Annotated in this window: 5 protein-coding genes; 2 read left to right on the top strand and 3 right to left on the bottom strand. The window is 61.5% G+C overall.

All coding sequences use genetic code 11. From position 1 onward, the window contains the following. Positions 1-68 precede the first annotated feature (68 nt). Complete coding sequence (locus FEM54_RS27390; protein WP_138453733.1) at positions 69-995, bottom strand: carbon-nitrogen hydrolase family protein; 927 nt, start codon at positions 993-995, stop codon at positions 69-71. An 81-nt stretch (positions 996-1,076) separates the two neighbouring features. Here FEM54_RS27390 and FEM54_RS27385 point away from each other — a divergent pair, with 81 nt between their 5' ends. Continuing rightward, positions 1,077-1,985 (top strand): LysR family transcriptional regulator, encoded by a 909-nt coding sequence (locus FEM54_RS27385; RefSeq protein ID WP_138453732.1) that lies wholly within the window; start codon positions 1,077-1,079, stop codon positions 1,983-1,985. Here FEM54_RS27385 and FEM54_RS27380 read toward each other — a convergent pair. Continuing rightward, entirely contained in the window at positions 1,978-2,232 is a 255-nt protein-coding gene (locus tag FEM54_RS27380; RefSeq protein ID WP_003190904.1) for a hypothetical protein, read from the bottom strand. The genes FEM54_RS27385 and FEM54_RS27380 overlap by 8 nt on opposite strands. 163 nt (positions 2,233-2,395) lie before the next feature. Between FEM54_RS27380 and FEM54_RS27375 the strand changes: the two genes are divergently transcribed. Further along, positions 2,396-2,716 (top strand): ElaB/YgaM/YqjD family protein, encoded by a 321-nt coding sequence (locus FEM54_RS27375; protein ID WP_017138137.1) that lies wholly within the window; start codon positions 2,396-2,398, stop codon positions 2,714-2,716. Positions 2,717-2,749: 33 nt separating this feature from the next. On the opposite strand, the gene FEM54_RS27370 is transcribed toward FEM54_RS27375, so the two are convergent. Further along, positions 2,750-3,695 (bottom strand): Ldh family oxidoreductase (locus tag FEM54_RS27370; RefSeq protein ID WP_138453731.1); only part of this gene is annotated, 946 nt, incomplete at its 5' end.

Raw genomic sequence — 3,695 nt, 5'->3', positions numbered from 1 at the left:
CCTCGGTACATCAGGCACACCGAGTTGAGGCCATCGCAGGCAAGCCAGCTCCCACATTTTTACCGTGTTTAATCAGTCAGTGTGCGCACGCCCGGCTTGGCGCGTTCATCCACCACCAACTCGAATATGTCCGGCCGCGCGTAATGCCCCACCACATCGTAGTCATAGCGCGCCCGCACCAAATCATCGGTGTTGATCTGCGCGGTCAGCAACCCCTCTTCACCCACCAACGGCCCGGCCAGGATGTCACCCATCGGCCCGACAATCACACTACCACCGGCGATCAACGGACGCTCTGACGGCCAGTTGGCAACCTGCGTGCCCAGCGCCTCGGGCGAAGCCTGCACCTGGCAGGCACTCACCACAAAGCAGCGGCCTTCATGGGCGATGTGGCGCATGCTCACTTGCCACATTTCACGCTCATCGACCGTCGGCGCGCACCACACTTGCACGCCTTTGGCGTACATCGCCGTGCGCAGCAGCGGCATCATGTTTTCCCAGCACACCGCGCCGCCCAAACGCCCAACTTGCGCGTCGATCACCGGCAAGGTCGAGCCATCGCCCGTGCCCCATATCAGCCGCTCAGTGCCGGTGGGCATCAACTTGCGGTGCTTGGCCACCAGGCCGCCGGTGGGTTCGAAATACAGCACGGTGCAATACAGCGTGCTGCCACTGCGTTCGATCACGCCGAGTACCAGGCTGGCGCCGGTGCGTGCGGACAAGCCAGCCAGCGCCTCGGTCTCGGCGCCCGGCACATCGATGGCATTGGCAAAATAGCGTGCAAAGGCTTCGCGCCCCTCCGGCAAGCGGTAGCCCAACTGCGTGCCGAAGGTTTCGCCCTTCGGATAACCGCCGAGCAACGCTTCGGGCATCACCACCAATTGCGCGCCACTGCGCACAATCGCGTCCTCATAGGTGAGGATCTGCGCCAGGGTGTCAGCCTTGCCACCCGGCAAGGATCCGATCTGCAACGCCGCCACGGTAGAAATGGGCATCAGGTTCACTCCAGTTAAAGGGGTTGCCCATTCTCCGGCGAGGGGCAATCATGAATAAAGCCCCCATCAGTGCTAAATGATATGAGCCAAATAAATATCGCCCAAGTTGACTTGAACCTGCTGAAAACCTTCGAAGCCTTGCACGACGAGTCCAGCGCCAGCCGCGCAGCATTGCGCCTGGGCGTCACGCAATCGGCGATCAGCGCCGGCCTGCGGCGGTTACGTGACGTGTACGGCGACCCACTGTTCGTGCGCACCGGGCGTGGGCTGGCGCCGACCTTGCGTGCCAATCAGTTGAAACCGGTGATCAGCGAGGCACTGGACCGTTGTCGGCAGAGCCTGGCAATGATCAACCCGGCCAACCCGAACTATCAGGGCCGCTCGGTGGTGCTGGGCTTGTCCGATGACTTCGAGATTGCCCATGGCCGGCGGCTGATGGCCGAAATTGCCCGGCGCGCGCCGAATCTGCGGGTGATTTTCCGCCAGACCCACAGCCAAATCGTCGCAGGCGCCCTGCTCGAGCGCAGCCTGGACCTGGCGATCACCGCCGGCGGCTTTGCCGAGCGCAGGTTGAGCCGGCACGTGCTGGGCGAAGGCGATTACCGCTGCCTGGTCGACCCACACAGCCTGGCGCCGGGCCAAGACGGCATCAGCCTGGAGGAATTCGTGGCACGCGAACATGTACTGGTGTCGTCGGGCGGGTTTATCGGGATTACCGATGAAGGGTTGGCGGCTAAAGGGTTGAGCCGCCAGGTGTGTGCGTCCACCAGTCACTTTGCCGGGCTGCCGTTTTTGCTCAAGGGCAGCGCGGCGGTGGCGACGATTCCCGGGCATGCTGCCGAAGCGATTGCGCAGATGACCGGCTTGCGCGTACTGACTTGCCCACTGGCGTTGCCACGCTACCCGGTGGAGCTGGGTTGGCGTACCCAGGCGCAGTTGGATCCGCTGTTACTCAAAGTGCGTGAAGCGATTGTGGCCAGCTTTACTTAGCGGCGGCCATCAGCTTGTTGACTTCGCTGCGCACCATGTTGGAAAACTCCGGCGGCGACATGCCGTCCAGCTCGGCACGGACCCATTCGGCCCACTTGCCCTTACGCTTGGCACGCTCGCCGAACAAACGCGCAGCTTCGCCCTTGGCCTTACCCAGGTTGGTTTGCCACAGATCGTAAAGGCGTGACTTTTCATCTTCCAGTTCGGCGCGTTCGGCAAGGGTTTTGTTGGCCAGATTGAAGCTCATGTTGAATTACCTGCTGCACAAATAGGTGACATCTTACACTGTAGGTCGAAATATCCTGATCCGGATTTTGCCCGTAAGCCGCTCACGGCAAAAAAACTGCAACTTTTAGCCAAGCCCGACACTCCATTGTTCACTGCCACATTCACTCGCAAGGAGTCACACAATGGCCCGCAAAACTGCCGCCCAAGCTGTCGAAGATCAAATCAAGGATCAAGCTTTCAGTGAACTGACGGCCTTGATCGAAGAGTCGGACAAGCTGCTCAAAAGCAGCGCTTCGCTGGTAGGCGAAGAAGGTGAAACGCTGCGTGAGCAGGTCGCTATCAAGCTCAAGCAAGCACTGGACTCGGTGTCCAACGTGCGTGAACGCAGCAAGCCGGTGGTGGACGCCACCGAAAACTATATCGGTGGCCATCCATGGCAGACCGTGGCCATTTCCGCAGGCTTTGGCCTGGTGGTCGGCCTTTTGTTGGGTCGTCGCGGCTAAACCACAGGGGCTGCGCTGATAGCGCAGCCCCTTTTATCCTTCTGCCAGTGCCTGCAACTGCTTGAGCTCCTGCGCATCAATCTCGATGCCTGTTTCCTGCGACTTCGCCCGTGCGCGATGACGTCGATCCCCCGGCAACCGCCGCAACCCCGCCGCATGCATCTGTCGCACCAGTTCCTGGCTGCGCTCGGCAAAGCCTTGCCCGGCGGTTTTGCCAGGGTCAATCACGATCAGCAATTGGCCGGTCCATGGTGTGCGCGCGCCGGGATGATCGGCCCAATCGAATTCGAACGAAAAATTGCCGCCCGTCAGCGCCGCCGCCAGCAACTCGACCATCATCGACAGCGCTGAACCCTTGTGCCCGCCAAACGGTAACAGCGCGCCGCCTTCAAGAATGGCTTTGGGATCTTGGGTCGGTTGGCCCAAGCTGTCCACGCCCATGCCCGGCGGCAAACGCTCGCCCTTGCGTGCTGCGATCTGCACGTCACCATGGGCAATGGCACTGGTGGCCAGGTCAAACACGATGGGTGGCCCATCGGCGCGCGGCGCGGCAAAAGCAATAGGGTTGGTGCCGAACAGCGGTCGATCCGCGCCATGGGGCACCACGCAGGTCATGCTGTTGACCACGCTGAGCGCTACCAGACCTTCTTCGGCAAAAGGTTCGACATCGGGCCATAAAGCCGCAAAGTGATGGGAGTTTCGAATCGCCAGCAGCGCGATCCCGGCGCTGCGCGCCTTGCGCACTAACAGCGAGCGCGCGGCCTCCAGTGCTGGTTGGGCAAAGCCGTTATCGGCATCCACACGCACAAAGCCTGAGGCCACATCCTCAACCACGGGCACCGCCTTGCCATTGACCCAGCCGCTGTTGAGCGTCGACACATACCCTGGAATGCGAAACACGCCGTGGCTATGCGCGCCGTCACGTTCAGCGCTGGCGCAATTGTGCGCAAGGATCGCCGCCACTTGCGGTGACGTACCG

Source organism: Pseudomonas edaphica, from assembly GCF_005863185.1.
Taxonomy (GTDB): domain Bacteria; phylum Pseudomonadota; class Gammaproteobacteria; order Pseudomonadales; family Pseudomonadaceae; genus Aquipseudomonas; species Aquipseudomonas edaphica.
Note: the sequence above shows the minus strand (reverse complement) of the source record. Positions and strands in the feature narration are given on the sequence as shown.